Source organism: Rhodoblastus acidophilus (assembly GCF_025961575.1).
In the GTDB taxonomy this organism is placed as follows: Bacteria; Pseudomonadota; Alphaproteobacteria; order Rhizobiales; family Beijerinckiaceae; genus Rhodoblastus; species Rhodoblastus acidophilus_C.
Window position 1 is genome coordinate 15,890 of record NZ_JAOQNX010000045.1, and the last position, 15,935, is coordinate 31,824.

Below are 15,935 nucleotides of genomic sequence, written 5' to 3' on the forward strand. Positions count from 1 at the left end.
CGGGGTGCCCCCGGCCAGACTCGAATGGAAGACCTTTGCAGATCATGCTGTCCAGCGAACGACTGATCGAATCCCTCGCCCCGGATCGCGGCCTGGCCGAGCCCGTCTACAAGCAGATGGCCCGCGCCTTCAACAAGCTGATCGAAACCGGCGCGATCGGCGAGGGCCAGAGCCTGCCGGCGGAGCGGCTGCTCGCCGAAAGGCTCGAACTCAGCCGCACCACCGTGCGCCGCTTCTACGAGGAGTTGCGCAAAGACGATCTGCTCAGCACCAGCCGGCGCAATGGCGCCGTCGCCAAGGCGCCGCAACGCCTGTCGCCGCGCATGGGCCAGCTCAAGGGCTTCACCGACGAAATGCGCGAACTGGGCCTGGAGCCCTCGACGCGGCTGCTGTCGCGCGACATCGTCCGCGACCGCGTGGTCGCCTCGGTGTTCAACCGCCCCTCGACCGCGCATTTCCTCAAACTGGTGCGGCTGCGCCTGGGCGACGGAACGCCGGTGTCACGCGAGATCTCCTGGTTCGACCTGACGCTCGTCCCCGACATGGCGGAGTGGAACGTCGAAGGGTCCGCCTACGCCTATCTGGCCAAGGCCTGCGGCATCAGGCTGGGCGCGGCGGAGCAGAGCATCGAGGCGGTGCTGAGCAGCGACGAGGAAAACGCCGCCTTCGGCTTCGACAGCCCGCAGCCCTGCCTGCTGATCAAGCGCAAGACCCGCGCGCTCGCCGGCCAGATCGTCGAATATGTCGAAGGGACGTTTCGCGGCGACGCCTATACCTACCGGCTCAATCTGGAGCCGTCGCACGGCAACTGAGAAAATCTTGCAGGTCGGCGGCGTGCGGCAGCGTGTCGAACACGCCTGTTCGCGACGCAACCAGCGCGCCGCAGGCCGAGGCTTGTCGCAGCGCGGTCTCGAGGCTTTCGCCCGCGGCCAGGGCTGAGACCAGGCCGCAGCCAAAACCGTCGCCCGCGCCGGTGGCGTCGACCTGGTCGATGGCAAAGGCCGGAACGAAAATGCTGGCGCCGCCCTTCAGCGCCACGGCGCCGCGCTCGGCGAGGGTGACCACCAGGATTTCACCGCGCCAGCCACGCCGCTTCGCCAGTTCGGGCAAGTCGCGCGCCCAAACCTCCGCGGGGGCGCCGGCCTCGGAAAGGCCGAGAAAATCCATGGCCTCGGGTTCGTTGACCACCATAATGTCGGTCAGCGCCAGGAGCTCGTCGCTCGGCTGGCGCCAGGGCGAGGGGTTGAGATAAGTGACGCGGCCCGCCGCCTTGGCGATGCCGAAGGCGGCGCGCACCGCCGGTTCCGGCGCCTCGAACTGGCCCAGGCAATAGGCCGCGGCTTCGATGGTTTGGCGCGCCTGCTCCACCTGCGTTTCGCCAAGCAGGGCGTTGGCGCCCATATAGGCGGCGAGCAGATTGGCGCCGTCCGGCGCGATCAGGCCGATGCCGAAGGCCGAAGGCGCGTCGGCGATGTGGACATGCTCCGTCGATAGGCCCATGTCGCGCAGCAATTGGGTGATCTCGCGTCCGCGCGGATCGTCGCCGACCGCCAGCAGCAGGTCGGTGGCGACGCCGAGGCGATGCAGGCCGATGGCGAGATTGAGCCCCTTGCCGCCGTGGTCATGGAAATAAGCGGTCGCCGCCGCCGTTTGCCCGGCGCGCGGCAGAGACGGGACGAACAGGAAATTGGCGCTGACATAAGCGCCCACCACGAAGGCGCGCATGAGGAAAAATCTCTGTTTCTTTGCGCGCAAGCTTCCCAAAGGGGCCGAGGAAGTCAAGCCTCAGGGGATCAGCGCGTCGCCGAGCATGGCGGCGAACAGGCCGAACAGATAGAGGATGGAAAAGCCGAACAGGCCCATGGCCGCTTTTTCGCGCTGTTCGCGCGCGGCGTCGCGCAGCGCATAAAGTTTTGACGCGCGCCACAGGAAAGCGCCGCCGAGCAGCGCCGCCGCGACCGCATAGAGCGCGCCCAGGCTCGGAATGACCAGCGGCAGGAAGGAGGCGGCGACCAGAGCCGCGCTATAGAGCGCGATCTGCCGGCAGGTTTCCCGGGGGCCCGCGACATTGGGCAGCATGGGCACGCCGACCCGCGCATAATCGCCGCTGCGCCGCAGCGCCAGCGCCCAGAAATGCGCCGGCGTCCATAGGAAGATCAACAGGAACAGGGAGAAGGCGGCGAAGCCGATCTCATGGCTCGCCGCCGCCCAGCCGATCGCCGGCGGCAGCGCGCCGGCCGCGCCGCCCCAGACGATGTTTTGCGGCGTGCGCCGCTTGAGGCCCATCGTGTAGAACGGGATATAGATGACGATCGTCAGCGCCAGGAGCCCGCCCGCCAGAAAATTGACGCGGAAAAGCATGGCCGCGACCGATAGGACCGCAAGCGCGAGGCCCCACAAAAGCGCTTCGCGGGGGGCCACGGAGCCGCGCGGGATCGGCCGCATCGCCGTGCGCGCCATTTTTGCGTCGATGTCGGCGTCCCACCACATGTTGAGCGCGCCGCAGGCCCCGGCCGCCGCCGCCATGGCGGAAATCGCGGCTATGAAATTCAGGACGTCCAGCGGCTTGGGCGCGAGCAGATAGCCGACGGCGCCGGTCAGGACTACGAGGGACATCACGCGCGGCTTGAGCAGGAGGACGCGCGCATGAAGGGCGGACCGGCGCGGCGCGACGCTCTCCTTGACAATGGCTTCTTTCATCGCAAACGGCTCCCGCCAAAGGACAAACAAAAGCGTCAACGCTTCGAGCGCGGGGGTGTTCCGGGGGCGCCCAATGACGAGGCGCCAAAACTTCGTCACGGCGCAAAACTCGTGATATGAAGGCGCGAACTCTGGAACATTCATGTCACAAACGCCTCACCCCTTCGCCCGCTTCATCGCCATCCTCGGCCGCGGGCGCAATCTCACCCGACCGCTCACCGTTGAAGAAGCCGAACAGGCCATGGAGCTGATCCTCGCTGGCGAGCTCTTGCCCGAACAGCTCGGCGCCTTCCTGATGCTGTTGCGCGTGAAAGAAGAGAGCCCCGAGGAAATCGCCGGTTTTGTCCGCGCCGTGCGCAAAACCTTGCCTGCGCGGCAGGGCGCCGACATCGATTTCTCCTCCTATGCAGGAAAGAAACGGCAATTGCCCTGGTTCCTGCTCGCCGCCTTCGCCCTGGCGCAGTCGGGCCGAAAAGTCTTCATGCATGGGTTCGACGGCCACACGCCGGGCCGGCTCTACACCGGCGAGGTTTTGCAGGCGCTCGGCGTCGCCCGCGCGCAAAATCTCGGCGAGGCGAGCGCCCAACTGGCGAAGCACAATTTCGCCTATCTCGATCTCGCCGCGATCAGCCCGCCGCTGGCGAAAATGATGAGGTTCAAGCCGATCCTGGGCCTGCGCTCGCCGGTCCACACCATCTCGCGCATGATCAACCCGTTCGGCGCTCCCTGCCTGTTGCAAGGCATCTTCCACCCGAACTATATGGCGACCCACAGCGGCGCGGCGAAAATTCTGGGGGAGCGCAACATGATCGTGTTTCGCGGCGAGGGCGGCGAAATCGAGCGTCGTCCGGGAAAACCCTGCGAAACCCTTGGCCTTCGTGACGGCGTCCCCTTCGAGGAGCGCTGGGCGCCGCTGATGGAGGAGCCGCGCCAATTGCCCGACGACGCCATGGAGCCAACAAAACTCCTCGCCGTCTGGCGCGGCGACGACAATGCCTACGCCCAGGCCGCCATCACCGGCACCATGGCGCTGGCGCTGAAAACCAGCGGCGCGGCGCCGGACCAGGACAAGGCTCAGGCGCTGGCGGCCCAAATCTGGGACGCCCGCGATCGCGACATCTGGATCAAGCACTAAGATGGACCGTCAACCTCTCTTCCTCTCCCTCAAGGGCCGGCGCGTCGCCGTCATCGGCGATGGCCCGGTCGCGGCGCGGCGCGCCGCCACCCTGCTCTCCGGCGGCGCCCAGGTGGCGCTGTTCGCCAAAAATCCGCACGAGGAGTTTTTGGGCCTCGCCGAGCGTTGCCAGCGCGGCGACCTCGCCGCCGAAAACGCTTTCGACGGCTGCACGCTGTGCTATTTCGTCCCCGATGGCGATGACGCGCCCGATGCGGCCCTGATCGCGCGGGCGAAAGGCGCGGGCGCGCTGGTCAATGTCGCCGATCATCCCGAATTGAGCGATTTCATCAATCCGTCCGTGCTCGACCGTTCGCCGCTGATCGTCGCCATTTCGACCGGCGGCGAGGCGCCGCTGCTCGGGCGCATGCTGAAGGCGCGGCTAGAGACGCTGATTCCGGCGTCCTATGGACGACTGGCGGCGCTGGCCGGCGAAGGCCGCGCCGCGCTCGCCGACAAGCTGGCGAGCCATTCGGCGCGGCTGCGGTTTTGGGAGCGTTTTTACGAGGGCCCGGCCGTCGAAATGGCGCTCGCCGGTGACGAGAATGGCGCGCGCGCCGTGCTGGACCATGAAATCTGGCGCACGCGGCCCGACGGCTCCTCTCCGGAAGCCGAGGTCAGGGGCGAGGTCTATCTGGTCGGCGCCGGTCCGGGCGATCCCGACCTACTGACCTTCCGCGCCTTCCGCCTGATGCAGAAGGCCGATGTCGTGCTCTACGACCGGCTGGTCGAACCCACCATTCTCGAGCGGGTGCGCCGCGACGCCGAACGCATCTATGTGGGCAAAAAACGCTCCAACCATGCGCTGCCGCAGGAGGAAATCGGCGAACTCATGGTGAAGCTCGCCCAGCAGGGCAAGCGCGTGCTGCGGCTCAAGGGCGGCGATCCCTTCATTTTCGGCCGCGGCGGCGAGGAAATCGACAAGCTCGCGGAGCACAATATCCCGTTCCAGGTCGTGCCCGGCGTCACCGCCGCCGCCGGCTGCTCGTCCTATGCCGGCATTCCGCTCACCCATCGCGATTACGCGCAATCCTGCGTGTTCGTCACCGGCCACGGCAAGGAGGGGCCGATCGATCTCGACTGGTCGACGCTGCTGCGGCCGAACCAGACCGTGGCGGTCTATATGGGCCTCGCCCATCTCGACTTCTTGATGGGCGAGTTTTTGAAGCGCGGCGCCGATCCCGCTCTGCCCGCCGCCATTATCGAGAACGGCACGCGGTCGAATCAGGTGACGGTGACCGGCACGATCGCCGACCTCGGCGACAGAGCCAAGGCCGCCGGCCTGAAGGGGCCGACCATCATCATCATCGGCAATGTGGTGAAGCTGCGCGAGAAGCTGAACTGGTACGCGCCGACGACGTGAACTAGCGCCGTTGCGGGGTGACCTGAAGCTCCAGGCCAGCCTGCTTCTGCAGGTAGCCGATGACGCCGAACAGGTTTCGCGCCTGGGGATTGCCGGTCGGGCCGAACATGCGGATCAGACTCTTGGGCGGGGTGTCCGTCGCCTCGCCCAATTTCTCGAAGCCGACCGTCGCCTTGATGTAATCGCGCAGGATCGCCTTCCCGGACTCGACATCGCCGGAGAGCATGGTCTCGACGCCTTTGCGCAGCAGCGCTTCCACGAGGGCGGGATCGAGCTTCTTGAGTTTTGTCACGGCCTTTGATTCCTTGCCGCAGCGCTTAAGTCTAAGCTTGCCAATTGTTTCCGCGATCTAAAAAGACAGTTCAAGCCTGAAATTAGGACAGTGACTTTGCGTTAGCGCACGCAAGGTCTCAATCGCAAGGGAACGCAAACCCGAGTTGATCGGCTTCCCCCTGCATTTCCTCGAAGCCGGACACCGTGACTCCCAGCAACCGCACCCCTTTCGACGACGGAAACAACGGCCGCAGCAGGTTTTGCGCACGATGCGACAAATCATCGCAGGACGCAACCGGAGCGCTCTGGGTCTGCGCGCGGGTAAGCTGCTGGAAATCGGCGTATTTGACCTTGACCGTCACCGTGCGGCCAAACAGGCGCAGCCGCTCGCAGGCGGCGAAAACTTTTGTGACGATCGGCGCGATTTTTTCCTGCATGGCTTCGGGGGTGAAAATGTCGGCCAAAAACGTGTTTTCGGCGCCGATGCTTTTTCGCTCGCGGTCCGGTTTTACCGGACGATGGTCCTCGCCGCGGGCAATCGCCGCATAAAAGGCGCCGGCCTTGCCGAAATGATGCGCCAGGACATGGGGATCGCAGGCGCGCAAATCCGCGCCGGTTTCGATGCCGAGTTTTTTCATCTTGTCGGCGGTGGCCGGCCCGACGCCGTGGAATTTTCGAACGGGCAAAGCCGCGACAAAGGCCGGGCCCTGCTTTGGCGTGATGACGAACAGGCCGTTGGGCTTGCGCTGGTCAGAGGCCATTTTCGCCAAGAACTTGTTGTAGGACACGCCCGCCGAAGCGGTGAGGCCGGTTTCAGCCAAAATCGCGGCGCGGATTTTTTCCGCCGCCTGCGTCGCCGTTTCGCCGTCGTCGAGACAATCGGTGAGATCGAGATAGGCCTCGTCCAGCGACAGCGGTTCGATCAGCGGCGTGTGACGGGCGAAAATTTTGCGGATCTGCAGCGACACCGCGCGGTAGACGTCAAAGCGCGGCGGGGTGAAAATCAGCTCCGGGCATTTGCGCTGCGCGGTGACCGAGGGCATGGCGGAATGAACGCCGAAGGCGCGCGCCTCATAGCTCGCCGCCGCCACCACGCCGCGGGCGCGGCCATGGCCGACCGCCACCGGCTTGCCGCGCAAATCGGGATTGTCGCGCTGCTCCACCGAGGCGAAAAACGCATCCATGTCGATGTGAATGATTTTTCGGATTTTCCTGGCCTCGCCTGACGACGAGGCCGCCGGCTCCGGCGCGCTCATTTCCACATACCGCGCATGCGCGCGCTCAGGTTGACCCGGGTGTTCGAATCCGGCCCTTTTTCGTCCGCGCGGACCGCCGGCCAGCCGATGGTTTCAAAATGGCTCAAAATCTCGGTGGGGATGAAGCGGCTGCGCGCCGCATAGACGTGGCGGTCGCCGCGCGCGTGCTGGCCATGAGTGAAGAATTTTTGGGGCGTGACCAAGCGCAAATGGTCCTTAGCGCGGGTCATGGCGACATAGAGCAGCCGGCGCTCCTCCTCGATCTCCGCGCTGGTTCCGGTGGCGAGGTCGGAGGGGATGCAGCCGTCCACCACATTGAGAACAAAAACGCTTTTCCACTCCTGGCCCTTGGCGGAGTGGATGGTGGAGAGGATCAGATAATCCTCGTCGCGCAGCGGCGGGCCGGCCTCGGCGCTGGTGGCGTCGGGCGGATCGAGCGTGAGTTCGGTCAGGAATTTTTCGCGCGACGGATAGTTTTGGGCGATGACCTCGAGTTGCGCGAGGTCGATTTTGCGGGTGACGGCATCCTCGTGCAGCCGGTCGAGATGCGGCTCGTACCATGTTCTCGCCCGGGCCAGATCGCCGGGCCACGACGAGGGCGCGCGTAAAATTTCGACCAGCGCGCCCCAGGGCTCGCCGGTTTTGGCGGGCGCCGGCAGCGACGCCAGCGCTTGCAGCGGCGCGGCTTCGGCCGCGATCTTGTCCAGAATTTTGCGCGCCGCAGCCGGGCCGACCCCCGGCAAAAGTTGCAGCAGGCGGAAGCCGGACATGCGGTCGCGCGGGTTTTGCGCAAAGCGCAGGAAGGCCAAAATGTCCTTCACATGGGCGCTGTCGAGAAATTTCAGGCCCCCAAATTTGACGAAGGGAATGTTGCGCCGGGTGAGTTCGATTTCCAGCGGCCCGGAATGGTGGGCAGCGCGAAACAGCACCGCCTGGTCCTTCAGCCGCATCCCGGTTTCGCGCGCCTCCAGCACTTTTTCGGCGACGAAATTCGCCTGATCCGTTTCGTCGCGCACGATCACCAGCGCGGGGCGCTCCACGGACTGCCGCGAGGTCCACAGGTTCTTGGTGAACCGCTCCTTGGCCAAAGCGATCACGCCATTCGCGGCCTCCAGAATGTTCTGGGTCGAGCGGTAATTGCGCTCGAGCGTCACCACCTCGGCGGGCGGCGTGAATTTTTGCGGAAAATCCAGAATGTTGCGCACTTCGGCGGCGCGGAAGGCGTAAATGGATTGCGCGTCGTCGCCGACCGCCGTGAGGCCGCGGCCGTCCGGTTTCAGGCCGAGCAGGATGCTCGCCTGCAAGCGATTGGTGTCCTGGTATTCGTCCACCAGCACATGCTCGAAGCGCGCGGAAAGCTCTTCCGCCAGCGCCGGCTCCTGCATCATCTGCGCCCAGTAGAGCAGCAGGTCGTCGTAATCGAGCACGTTTTGCGCCTGTTTGGCCTCGACATAGGCGCCAAACAGTTTTTTCAGTTCATCCGCCCAGCCGGCGCACCACGGGAAGTTTTTTCCCAAGACCTCTTCCAGCGGCGCTTCTGAATTCACCGCGCGGGAGTAGATCGCCAGGCAGGTCCCCTTGGCCGGGAAGCGTTTTTCCGTCTTGGACAGGCCGAGATCGTGCCGCGCCAGATTGAGCAGGTCGGCGGAATCCTCGCGGTCGTGGATGGTGAAATCGGGATCGAGGCCGATGTTCAGCGCCTGCTCGCGCAACAGCCGCGCGCCGATGCTGTGAAACGTGCCCGCCCAGGTGAGGGCGTCGGCGAGCACGTCGGCGCGTTCGCCGAGCGCCTCCTTGCAGATGCGGCGGACGCGCGAAACCATTTCGCTCGAGGCGCGGCGCGAAAAGGTCATCAGCAGGATGCGGCGCGGATCGGCGCCGCTGACGATCAGATGCGCGACGCGGTGAGCCAGGGTGTTGGTCTTGCCGGAGCCCGCGCCGGCGATCACCAGCAGCGCCCGGTCCGCGCCCGAGGTGGCGGCGCGGCGCTGGGCGTCGTTGAGTTTGGCGAGATAGCCAGTAAGCGAATCGCTGCTCTGCACGCCTGAACATAAAACGAACATGCGGGCGCGCCAAACGCGGCGCCACTTATCGATTTTGCCGATCAAAACGCCACGGATTTTCTGTTGGCGTCGCTCAGACTTGGCCGGCATAACTACACACGCGTCAAGGCGCAGTAATCAAACGAAAATTTGCAATGAGGTTATGATGAGCACCAAACCCGCCATCAACATCGGCATCGCCGAAGACGTCCGGAAAAAAATTGCGGCGGGCCTGTCCCACCTGCTGGCCGATTCCTACACGCTCTACCTGATGACCCATAATTTCCACTGGAACGTGAAGGGTCCGATGTTCAACACGCTGCATGTGATGTTCATGCAGCAATATACCGAACAGTGGAACGCGCTGGATCTGATCGCGGAGCGCATCCGTTCGCTGGGCTTCCCGGCGCCCGGCACCTACAAGGAGTTCACCAAACTCGCCTCGATTAAGGAGGTGGAGGGCGTGCCGAAGGCGACCGACATGATCCAGCATCTGGTGGAGGCGCAGGAGGCGACGGCCCGCACCGCCCGCGACCTGTTCCCGCTGGTCAATGACGCCAACGACCAGCCCACCGCCGACCTCCTGACGCAGCGCCTCGACGTCCATGAGAAGACCGCGTGGATGCTGCGCAGCCTGCTCGAGGAATAGGGCTGAGGGATTCGTGGACCGCCCTCTCCTTCGAGACAGCCGCCTGGCGGCGGCTTCCTCAGGATGAGGGCTACTTAAAGTGTTTCCCTCAGGAGGAGCCGCGTCAGCGGCGGCGGGGGCGGTCCACGGAGAGCTGCGCCGGAACGGAAAGCCGAGTTGATGGTCTAAGCAGGAGACGTCTCAGGCGGAGGCCGCATGGAACATTTCCGCATCGAACAGGACGCGCTTGGCGAGGTCCGCGTTCCCGCCGAAAAATTATGGGGCGCGCAGACCCAGCGGGCGCTGCAAAATTTCGCCATCGGCCGCGAGAAAATGCCGCCGGAACTGGTGGAGGCCTATGCGCTGCTGAAAAAAGCCTGCGCCCGCGCCAATGCCGCGCTCGGCCGGCTCGACAAGGAAAAAGCCGGCCTGATCGAAACAGCCTGCGACGAGATTTTGGGCGGCGGCCAAGCCGAAAACTTTCCGCTTCCGGTCTGGATCAGCGGCAGCGGCACCCAGTTCAACATGAACGTCAACGAGGTGATTGCAAACCTGTGCTGCCGGCGCGCCGGAACGGCGCTGGGGAGCAAGATTCCGGTCCATCCCAACGATGACGCCAACAGGTCGCAATCCTCCAACGACACCTTTCCCAGCGCCATGCATATTGCCGCGGCGCTGACGGCGACGCGGCGGCTGATCCCCGCCGTCGCCGCTTTGCGCGACAGCCTCGCCGCCAAGGCGCGCGCATGGTCCGACATCGTCCGGATCGGCCGCACCCATTTGCAGGACGCGACGCCGCTTACCCTTGGCCAGGAGTTTGGTGGTTTTGCCAGCCTGCTCGACGACAGTCTCGAACGGATCGATGACGCGCTGAAGGGGGTCTATCGGCTGGCGCTCGGCGGCACGGCGGTCGGGACGGGCGTCAACGCCCCCAAAAATTTCGGCGAGGCCGCGATCATGGAGCTGGCGGCGCTGACGCAGCACCCGTTCGTCGCCGCGCCCAACCCATTTGCCGCGCAAGGCAGCCATGACGCGCTGGTGCATTTCTCCGGCGTGCTGCGCACGCTGGCGGGGTCGCTGAAAAAGATCGCCGACGACATTCGCCTGGAAGCCTGCGGACCGCGCGCCGGCCTCGGCGAACTTTTATTGCCGGAAAACGAGCCGGGCTCCTCGATCATGCCGGGCAAGGTGAACCCGACGCAGACAGAGGTTTTGACCATGATCGCCATGCAGGTGAGCGCCAATGATGTCGCCGTCGGTCTGGGGGGCGCGGGCGGCCATTTGCAGATGAATGCGCAAAAGCCGCTGATCATCCACAATCTGCTGCAATCCATGCTGCTGGTGGCGGATGGCTGCGTCAGCTTTCGCCAAAACCTTGTCGAGGGCCTGCAACCGAACCGGCAAAAAATCGCCGAAAATGTCGCGCGCTCGCTGATGCTGGTGACCGCGCTCGTTCCCATGATCGGCTATGACAGAGCGGCGCAGATCGCCCACCACGCCGCGGCGAAAAATCTCAGCTTGCGCGAGGCCGCGCTCGCGCTCAACCTCGTTTCGGGGGAAGATTTCGACAAATGGGTCGATCCACGAAAAATGATCGGCCCCGCATGAACCCGGAGACTGTCTTGGCGAAAACGCATCTTTTCACCCCGCTCGACCTCGAAGGCGCGCGCCTGAAGAATCGCATCGTCATCGCGCCGATGTGCATGTATTCGGCCGAAGCCGGCTGCATGACCGACTGGCATCTCGCCCATTACGGCCAGCTCGCTTTGTCCGGCGCCGGTCTGCTCACCATCGAGGCCACCTCGGTCACGCCGGAGGGACGCATCACCTATGCGGATGTCGGGCTCTACAGCGACGCCAACGAGGCCGCTTTCGCCCGCGTGCTGACGCTGATCCGGCAATTCTCCGACATTCCGGTCGCCGTGCAGCTTGCGCATGCCGGCCGCAAGGCCTCGCACGACCTGCCCTGGCGCGGCGACGCGCAAATGCCGCCCGAATCCGCTTTGGGCTGGCGCACGGAGGCGCCCTCCGCCAAGGCCTTGACAGCGTCGGATGCGCCGCCCTCCGCGCTCACGCGCGACGACATGGTCCGGGTTCGCGACGCTTTCGCCGCCGCCGCCCGTCGCGCGGGACGGCTGGGGCTCGACGCGATCCAGGTGCATGGCGCCCATGGCTATCTGCTGCACCAGTTCCTGTCGCCCTTGTCCAACACGCGCGATGACGATTATGGCGGATCGCTCGAAAACCGCATGCGCTTTCCGCTGGACGTGTTCGACGCCGTGCGCGAAAATTTTCCGGCGGGCAAGCCGGTGAGCGTGCGGGTGTCGGGCACGGACTGGATCGACGGCGGCTGGACCATCGAGGACACCTGCGTCTTCGCGCAAGAGCTGGAAAAACGCGGTTGCGCCGCCATCCATGTGTCGAGCGGCGGCCTGGCGGCGGCGAAAATTCCGGTCGGGCCGAACTACCAGGTTCCGCTCGCGGCGAAGGTGAAGGCGGCGGTCAAAATTCCGGTGGTCGCGGTGGGCCTGATCACCGAATTCGACCAGGCGGAAAAGATACTGGCCGACGGGGCGGCGGACCTGATCGCGCTGGCGCGGGCCATGCTCTACGATCCGCGCTGGCCCTGGCATGCCGCGGCCCATTTCGGCGAGCAGGTCGCGGCGCCCTCCCAATATTTGCGCGCCCAGCCGCATGGCGTAAAAATCTTCGCACCCTCCGAGATCTAGAGGATCACTTTCAGACATTGTTATCCGCCCCCGCGGCAGAGTGACGCGTCGAACTGGGAGACCATGAGGGTCGCGTCCCGCTTCATGTCAGAAGCCCCAATCCAACCCCGGCGGGTCCGCCGGGGCTTTGAGGTCTGGCATGCTGTCGCTGTTGCGGAAATTTCGAAAGCCCGTTTGGCGCCCCCCGCACGGCGATGAAACGGATATGGCGCTGCGCGTGCTGTTCGAAAACGGCGCCGCCGGCATTGCCGAACTGAATCTGGAGACCAGCCAGTTCGTGCGCGTCAACCGGCGCTACGCCGAGATCATGCGCAGGTCGGTCAGCGAAATCCTGACGCTTGGCCCAGCGAAGCTCATCCATCCCGGCGACATCGAGCGGGTTCGCGACGAATGGGTCACGTCGCTGGACGCGACGGGGCAATGGGACAGCACCGTGCGCCATATCGGTCCGGCCGCCGAAACCATCTGGGTGCGGCTGGGCGTCTCCGTTTTGAAGCGCGATCAAACCGGCAAACCCACCCGCAGCATCGCCGTGGCGCAGGACATTTCCGAGAGCATCCAGGCCACGGAACGGTTGCGCGAGAGCGAGCAATTGCTGCGGCTGGGACAGCAGATCGCCCGGATCGGCAGTTTCGTCCGCGATCTCGAGACCGGCCGGGTCACCCTCAGCGAGGAGCTCTGCGACATGTTCGGGCTGCCCCGCGACGCCGGGTTGATCTCCACCGAGCACTGGCTGAAATGGGTCCATCCCGAAGACCGGCGGCGCGTGGTCGACGCGATGCGCAGCGCCATCGACAACCGCGCCCGACGCCTCGCCTGCGCCTATCGGCTGTTGCGCCCCGGCGACGGCGGCCTGCGCCATGTCGAAATGCGCGCCCATTACCAGTTCGACGCCGAAGGGCGGCCGATCCGCTCGTTCGGCGTGGTGATGGACAAGACCGAGAGCGAACTCGCCGAGGAGAAGGTGCGCGCCAGCGAAACCGTGCTGCGGCTGGGCATGACCGCCGGCGGCATCGGCGCGTTTCGCCGCGACATCCAGAGCGGAGACATCGTCTGCGGCGCCGAAACCCGCACCTTGCATGGCCTGCCGGCAGACGCGCCTTTCTCGACGCAGGACTGGCTGGCCACCATGCTGCCCGAAGATTCCCAGCGCGTCGCCCGGGAAATCGAAGACTGTCTGGCCCGTCGTTGCCTGGAATTCTCGTCCTATTACCGGTTCCGCCCGGCGCCCGATGCGCCCGTCCGCCATATCGAGGTGCGCTCGCAAAACACCTATGATGCAGAAGGGCGGCCGCTCACCTCCAATGGCGTCATCATCGACGTCACGCAGCGGATCGAGGCGGAAGAAAAACTCGCCCATGCCGCGCGCCACGACGCGCTGACCGGGCTGCCCAACCGCGTGCTGTTCCGCGAGCGCATGGATCACGCGCTGGCGCGCGCGCGGCGAGGCCAGAAATTCGCCCTGCTCTGTCTCGATCTCGACCGGTTCAAGGAGGTCAACGACACGCTCGGCCATCCCATGGGCGACAGCCTGCTGGTCGAAGCCGCGGCGCGGCTGGGCCAGCAATTGCGCGACACCGACACTTTGGCGCGGCTCGGCGGCGACGAATTCGCCATCATCCAGTCCAATCTGCGCACGCCCAGCGATTCCGTCGCGCTGGCGCGCCGCGTGATCGACTGCATTTGCGCGCCCTTCGAAATCGACGGCCATCAGCTGGTGGTCGGCGTCAGCGTCGGCATCGCCATCGCGCCGGAGGACGGCGCGCAATACGAGGATTTGTTCAAGGCCGCCGACATGGCGCTCTATCGCGCCAAGGCCGACGGGCGCGGCGGCTGGCGCTGGTTCGAGCCGGAAATGAACGAGCGCATGCAATTGCGCCGCGCCGTCGAGGTGGATCTGCGCCAGGCGCTGGAGCGCGGCGAGTTCGAGTTGCGCTACCAGCCGGTGGTCGACACGGCGACGCGGCGCATCAAGAGTTTTGAGGCGCTGATCCGCTGGCGCCATCCCGAGCGCGGCCTGATCGCGCCCGACGCCTTCATTCCTCTGGCCGAGGAAATCGGCCTGATCGCGCCGCTGGGCGCCTGGGTTTTGCGCGAGGCGTGCATGCAAGCCGCGCGCTGGCCGGAGCCGATCAGCGTCGCCGTCAATATTTCGCCCGTGCAATTCGCCGGGCGCCGCCTGCTCGAAAATGTGGAGACGGCGCTGGCGCAGAGCGGATTGGCGCCGCACCGGCTGGAGATCGAAATCACCGAGACCGCCGTGCTGCAAAACACGGATTCGACGCTCGGCATGCTGCACGATCTGAAAAAACTCGGCGCGCGCATCGCCATGGACGATTTCGGCGCGGGCTATTCCTCGCTGAGTTCGTTGCAGAGTTTCCCGTTCGACAAGGTCAAGATCGACCGCGCCTTCACCCGCGGGCTCGAACAGTCGCGCAAGAGCGACGCCATCATCGCGGCGGTGACCAATCTGTGCAAAGGCCTCGATATGTGCGCCACGGCGGAGGGGGTCGAAACCGAAAGCCAGTTCGAGGCGCTGCGGCGACGCGGCTGCCAGGAGGCGCAGGGCTATCTGTTCAGCCGTCCCTGCGCGCCGGAAGAGATTCCGGCCCTCATCGAACAGCTGGGTTTTTTTGCCGGGTTTCCGCAGGCGGCGGAGTGAGGGCGGGCGCGACGAAAACACCGAAGGCGCGCGGGCTCGCCGCCACCGGAATTTTTTGCGCGACCGCGAGGGTTTTGGCGTCGATGCGGGCGAGGACGTCGTCCATCCAGCAGGCGACATAGACCGCGCCGCCCGCCGCCAAAATGCCTTCGGGATAGCCGCACGCCTCTATTGTCTTGAGCTCTTCGAGCGTGTCGCCGTCGAAGACGGTGACGCTGTCGTCGTGCTGGTTGGTGACGAAGATTTTGCCATCCGGCGTGAGCGCAATGGCGTAGGGAAAGCTGCGTACTTTCAGGCGCCGCGTCTCCTGCCGGGTTGTTGGGTCGATCACGGAGACGTCGCCGGATTGCACATTGGCGACGAACAGGCGGGGGCCTTCGGGGTCGTAAGTCACGCCGAACGGCGCCTTGCCCACGGGAATGGTCGCGACCGTTTGGCGCGCGAAAATGTCGACCACGGAGACGGTGTCGCTCTCGCGATTGGCGACATAGAGAAACCGCCCTTCGGGGTCGCTGGCCATGCCGGCCGGCGACTGGCCGACTTTTATCGCGCCTGTTTCTTTGAGAGTGGCGGCGTCGAAGACGTGGACCTCGTCGGCATACCAGTCGGCGACAAAAACGGTTTTGCCCTGGGGATCGAGCGCAATGCCGAGCGGGCCGGCGCCGGCGGGAATTTCGGCGATGACGCGATGCGCTCCGTTTTCCGCGCGTTCGATGACGGAAAAACTGTGGCCCTCGGGGTTGGTGGCGTAGATGCGTCCGCCTCCCGGGGCCACGGCGACGCCGGCGGGTTTCTTGCCGATCTTCAGCGTGTCCACCACCCGCCCTTGCGCCAGATCGACGATCGACAGGGAGTCCGCGCCCTGCGCCGTGATGTAGGCCAGCGGGTCCGCGCGCGTTGGCGTCGCGAGGGCGAGCAGGAGGAGGCAAGCGTGGGCCGCCCCCGCCCTTCGAGACGCCTGCTGTCGCAGGCTCCTCAGGGTGAGGGCTAATTTAAAATTCACGTGCTGTCTCAAAGTAGCCCTCACCCTGAGAGTCTGTGACTTTTTCGATTGCTGACGCTCATGACAGCTGATTCATTGGCTTGTGAGGCCGGGAGCAGTTGTCAT

At 65.2% G+C, this 15,935-nt stretch carries 13 protein-coding genes; 7 read left to right on the forward strand and 6 right to left on the reverse strand.

Annotation, left to right across the window (positions count from 1 at the left end; all coding sequences use genetic code 11):
• Positions 1 to 44: 44 nt before the first annotated feature.
• On the forward strand, positions 45 to 812 hold the full coding sequence (locus tag M2320_RS21860) for a GntR family transcriptional regulator (RefSeq protein WP_184428714.1): 768 nt from the start codon (positions 45 to 47) through the stop codon (positions 810 to 812).
• On the opposite strand, the gene M2320_RS21865 is transcribed toward M2320_RS21860, so the two are convergent.
• The gene (locus tag M2320_RS21865; protein ID WP_264599103.1) at positions 784 to 1,725 is read right to left on the reverse strand and encodes a PfkB family carbohydrate kinase; all 942 of its coding nucleotides are present in this window, start codon (positions 1,723 to 1,725) and stop codon (positions 784 to 786) included. The genes M2320_RS21860 and M2320_RS21865 overlap by 29 nt on opposite strands.
• A gap of 60 nt (positions 1,726 to 1,785) precedes the next feature.
• A complete protein-coding gene (locus M2320_RS21870) occupies positions 1,786 to 2,700 on the reverse strand; it encodes a heme o synthase (protein WP_264599104.1) in 915 nt (304 codons plus the stop codon).
• 142 nt (positions 2,701 to 2,842) lie between these two features.
• On the opposite strand from M2320_RS21870, the gene M2320_RS21875 reads away from it, so the two are divergent.
• Both M2320_RS21875 and cysG read left to right on the forward strand, forming a co-directional pair.
• Positions 2,843 to 3,835, forward strand: coding sequence for a glycosyl transferase family protein (locus M2320_RS21875; protein ID WP_264599105.1), 993 nt, complete (start codon positions 2,843 to 2,845; stop codon positions 3,833 to 3,835).
• Position 3,836: 1 nt separating this feature from the next.
• Positions 3,837 to 5,237 carry a siroheme synthase CysG gene (gene cysG / locus M2320_RS21880; protein WP_264599106.1) on the forward strand — a complete coding sequence of 467 codons (1,401 nt, stop codon included), beginning with the start codon at positions 3,837 to 3,839 and terminating at the stop codon, positions 5,235 to 5,237.
• Position 5,238: 1 nt separating this feature from the next.
• Here cysG and M2320_RS21885 read toward each other — a convergent pair whose 3' ends face one another.
• The 3 genes from M2320_RS21885 to M2320_RS21895 all read right to left on the reverse strand — a co-directional run bounded on the left by M2320_RS21885 (position 5,239) and on the right by M2320_RS21895 (position 8,829).
• Complete coding sequence (locus M2320_RS21885; protein ID WP_264599107.1) at positions 5,239 to 5,529, reverse strand: transcriptional regulator; 291 nt, start codon at positions 5,527 to 5,529, stop codon at positions 5,239 to 5,241.
• Positions 5,530 to 5,647: 118 nt separating this feature from the next.
• Complete coding sequence (gene dinB / locus M2320_RS21890) at positions 5,648 to 6,766, reverse strand: DNA polymerase IV (RefSeq protein ID WP_264599108.1); 1,119 nt, start codon at positions 6,764 to 6,766, stop codon at positions 5,648 to 5,650.
• A complete protein-coding gene (locus M2320_RS21895; protein WP_264599109.1) occupies positions 6,763 to 8,829 on the reverse strand; it encodes an ATP-dependent helicase in 2,067 nt (688 codons plus the stop codon). Before M2320_RS21895 ends, dinB begins: the two co-directional genes overlap by 4 nt.
• A gap of 145 nt (positions 8,830 to 8,974) precedes the next feature.
• Between M2320_RS21895 and M2320_RS21900 the strand changes: the two genes are divergently transcribed.
• From M2320_RS21900 to M2320_RS21915, 4 genes are all read left to right on the forward strand, one after another.
• A complete protein-coding gene (locus M2320_RS21900) occupies positions 8,975 to 9,457 on the forward strand; it encodes a Dps family protein (protein ID WP_184428610.1) in 483 nt (160 codons plus the stop codon).
• A gap of 195 nt (positions 9,458 to 9,652) precedes the next feature.
• Entirely contained in the window at positions 9,653 to 11,044 is a 1,392-nt protein-coding gene (gene fumC / locus M2320_RS21905) for a class II fumarate hydratase (protein WP_264599110.1), read from the forward strand.
• 14 nt (positions 11,045 to 11,058) lie between these two features.
• A complete protein-coding gene (locus M2320_RS21910; RefSeq protein WP_264599111.1) occupies positions 11,059 to 12,165 on the forward strand; it encodes an NADH:flavin oxidoreductase/NADH oxidase in 1,107 nt (368 codons plus the stop codon).
• 139 nt (positions 12,166 to 12,304) lie between these two features.
• A complete protein-coding gene (locus tag M2320_RS21915; protein ID WP_264599112.1) occupies positions 12,305 to 14,827 on the forward strand; it encodes a sensor domain-containing protein in 2,523 nt (840 codons plus the stop codon).
• On the opposite strand, the gene M2320_RS21920 is transcribed toward M2320_RS21915, so the two are convergent.
• Complete coding sequence (locus tag M2320_RS21920; protein ID WP_264599113.1) at positions 14,778 to 15,830, reverse strand: YncE family protein; 1,053 nt, start codon at positions 15,828 to 15,830, stop codon at positions 14,778 to 14,780. The genes M2320_RS21915 and M2320_RS21920 overlap by 50 nt on opposite strands.
• Positions 15,831 to 15,935 lie beyond the last annotated feature (105 nt).

Excerpts from the sequence above, each read along its gene's own strand:
- M2320_RS21870 (WP_264599104.1), bottom strand. The coding sequence starts at position 2,700 with ATGAAAGAAGCCATTGTCAAGGAGAGCGTCGCGCCGCGCCGGTCCGCC.
- fumC (WP_264599110.1), top strand. The coding sequence starts at position 9,653 with ATGGAACATTTCCGCATCGAACAGGACGCGCTTGGCGAGGTCCGCGTT.
- M2320_RS21900 (WP_184428610.1), top strand. The coding sequence starts at position 8,975 with ATGAGCACCAAACCCGCCATCAACATCGGCATCGCCGAAGACGTCCGG.
- M2320_RS21895 (WP_264599109.1), bottom strand. The coding sequence starts at position 8,829 with ATGTTCGTTTTATGTTCAGGCGTGCAGAGCAGCGATTCGCTTACTGGC.
- dinB (WP_264599108.1), bottom strand. The coding sequence starts at position 6,766 with ATGAGCGCGCCGGAGCCGGCGGCCTCGTCGTCAGGCGAGGCCAGGAAA.
- M2320_RS21865 (WP_264599103.1), bottom strand. The coding sequence starts at position 1,725 with ATGCGCGCCTTCGTGGTGGGCGCTTATGTCAGCGCCAATTTCCTGTTC.
- cysG (WP_264599106.1), top strand. The coding sequence starts at position 3,837 with ATGGACCGTCAACCTCTCTTCCTCTCCCTCAAGGGCCGGCGCGTCGCC.
- M2320_RS21860 (WP_184428714.1), top strand. The coding sequence starts at position 45 with ATGCTGTCCAGCGAACGACTGATCGAATCCCTCGCCCCGGATCGCGGC.
- M2320_RS21915 (WP_264599112.1), top strand. The coding sequence starts at position 12,305 with ATGCTGTCGCTGTTGCGGAAATTTCGAAAGCCCGTTTGGCGCCCCCCG.
- M2320_RS21875 (WP_264599105.1), top strand. The coding sequence starts at position 2,843 with ATGTCACAAACGCCTCACCCCTTCGCCCGCTTCATCGCCATCCTCGGC.